General features: G+C 66.4%; 2 protein-coding genes. Both read right to left on the minus strand.

Annotated elements, in window-relative coordinates; all coding sequences use genetic code 11:
- Positions 1–418 precede the first annotated feature (418 nt).
- Positions 419–1,483 carry a PH domain-containing protein gene (locus V6V89_RS41195; protein ID WP_334625176.1) on the minus strand — a complete coding sequence of 355 codons (1,065 nt, stop codon included), beginning with the start codon at positions 1,481–1,483 and terminating at the stop codon, positions 419–421.
- A 6-nt stretch (positions 1,484–1,489) separates the two neighbouring features.
- On the minus strand, positions 1,490–1,837 hold the full coding sequence (locus tag V6V89_RS41200; protein ID WP_334625177.1) for a PadR family transcriptional regulator: 348 nt from the start codon (positions 1,835–1,837) through the stop codon (positions 1,490–1,492).
- Positions 1,838–2,301: the final 464 nt, after the last annotated feature.

The following is a 2,301-nucleotide window of genomic DNA, read 5'->3' on the forward strand; positions in this document are numbered from 1 at the left end:
ACCGGCTGACCACCGACCGCCGTCGACCAAACGCATCGACCGAGTTACGAGACAGCCCTTAGCAGCACCTGGGGCCTTTAGAGTAATTCCGGCAGACAAGAGTCAATGCTCGCCGAACAGCAGGGCTGGTCAGCCCGGCCGGTTGTCGGACGTCACTTTTGCCGGAACCTTGCACCTGTACGCCGGACGGCACCAGGCGTCCGGACATCGAGCCATGTCCGTATGCCGAGCGATCATGGAGGTTTCAATCTCAGCCAAGATCTTGCCAGACGCCTGACTTCAGCACCCCACGGCTGGCGGGCGCTCCCGGAGGGACGCGTGGTCAGCTTGATGATCTCCAAGCCCCAGGCGGCTCGTCCTTGTCCAGCAGCACCCCGAGCACGTCGACGGTGGCCTTCCCGATACTCCTGAGCTCTTGTCAGGTCACGGGGTCTGGCCGGCGTACCCGCGGCGCGGGGTCTGGTTCGGGGACGGCTCGCCTTTCTCGCGGCACGGAGGTGGGTGCGGGGGCGGGCGCCATTTTCTCGATTGCCGCGGTAAGTGCGGCCAGCTGGGCGGACAACGCACCGATCCGGAGAAGCACCTCCGTGCGGACCTCGGCGACGTCGGGGGCATCGGCTGGCTCGGCTTGGGTGTCGTGCGATCTCTCGACGTTGTAGTCCGCGATCCTGGCCTCGACCGCTTGGGGCTCGTACATCTCTTCGACGAGCCGCAGGTAAAGCTCGTTCGGGTTCGGCAGGTCGATGATCCTGCGCAGGGCGTTGCGCCGGCTAGCCGACTCCAGGATGAAGTTGCCGTAGTTGAGCACCCGGGCTAGCGGTGACTGCGTGTACCGCAGATCCGTCACGCGCAGGAGGGGGAGCATCGCGACCCGCCGGCGGATTAGGCCCTCGGTCGACATGAGCCGCTTGTTGGTGATGACGAAGCGCGTGAAGTACCACAGGGCCACTCGCCAGATGGCCGCTACCACGGCGACGACGAGGATGGCGGCGACGACCCATCCGGTGAACCGTGGCTCGACGCGTATGACCGCCGCCCACACGCCAAGCACCGCGTAGACGGTAATGACGGCCAGGCCCTTGGCCAGATTGATCCAGTGTCGTTTCCACTCACCGCGGTACTTCTCGGTAGGGAAGAGGTAACGCGCGACGAGCGTGCTCGGCTCGTCCTCGAGAAGGGCACGGGCGGTGTCGAGCAGGCTGTCGTCCGCTGGCTGGGGATCGGCGCCGATGAAGCGGCGCAATCGGAGCGCGAGGGCCGCGGAGGCGAAGCGAAGGCCAGTGACGACCTTGAAGAGCTTGCCCGGGCGATCGTTGATCACCGCGGTCAGCTCTTCGGCGCGGATCTCGGCGCGGGTGGTATTCCCGTACCGGAGGGTGGCTGACCATCTGGCCAGCTTGCGGGCGAGCCAGGGTGAGACGTCAGTGAATTCGTTCACCACCAGGCCGAGCACGACGGCCAAGGTAATCTCGACGGCACTCATCGAGCCTCAACCCGTCAGGCTGGGGCGGAGGACCATGCCGAACCCGGGCTGTGGCCGGAGTTGAGGTGTTGCGCGCTGGGACTCGGCGACCGCGCTGCGGGCGGCCTCAACGCCCGTAGCGGTGAGCCGGTAATAGCGGCGCCGGGCCCGGCGCTCGCCCTCCGGCAGCACCTCCCAGGTGCCCGTGATCCAGCCCTTGTCCTCCAGCCGGTCGAGCGCACTGTAGACTGCGGGACCGGATCGGCGCAGCGACTTCATGATGAGCCAGCCGTGCGGCTCGCGCTTCTCGTTCCACGCCTCGAGAAGCAGCGCGAGCACGTCGTGCATCGCGCCGGTCATCCGCGGTGCCGCCATGCGCTCATGCTACGGACCGGCCACCGCCAAGGCGATGCCAGCGAACGCACGTTGGTGTCGGTTATCTAGCGATTCTCGGTCGCTCACTTCTGTGCTCCCCCCGGCTACTGAGCGCGGTGCGGCGGATGGTGTTAACTTGGACAGCTCGTCGAGCTGGGTCGTGCCTGGCCAGACCATGTGTCGAGCGTCAGCGTGCCGAACTGACAAGGGTGTGGCAGCCGCGGTCGCCGCCGGGCGGGTTGACGCTGAGGTGGTTGACGGTGACGAGGATCGAACCGCGCCCCAGTCCGGTGGCGGCGCGCCCTTCTCGTTCATCCGCAAGTTCAGCTCACGATGCTCGTTAGGCCAGCCGGCGACTTCGCCATGCCTGTTGGGGAGTGGCGAACTGCCCGCACTAGCCCCAATACCGGTGACTTAAGGTCGTGGTGTCCGTTTGACGCGTTTCGGTTTGGTGGCGCCTGTGA

Source organism: Micromonospora sp. CPCC 206061, assembly GCF_036906915.1.
Classification (GTDB): Bacteria; Actinomycetota; Actinomycetes; order Mycobacteriales; family Micromonosporaceae; genus Phytohabitans.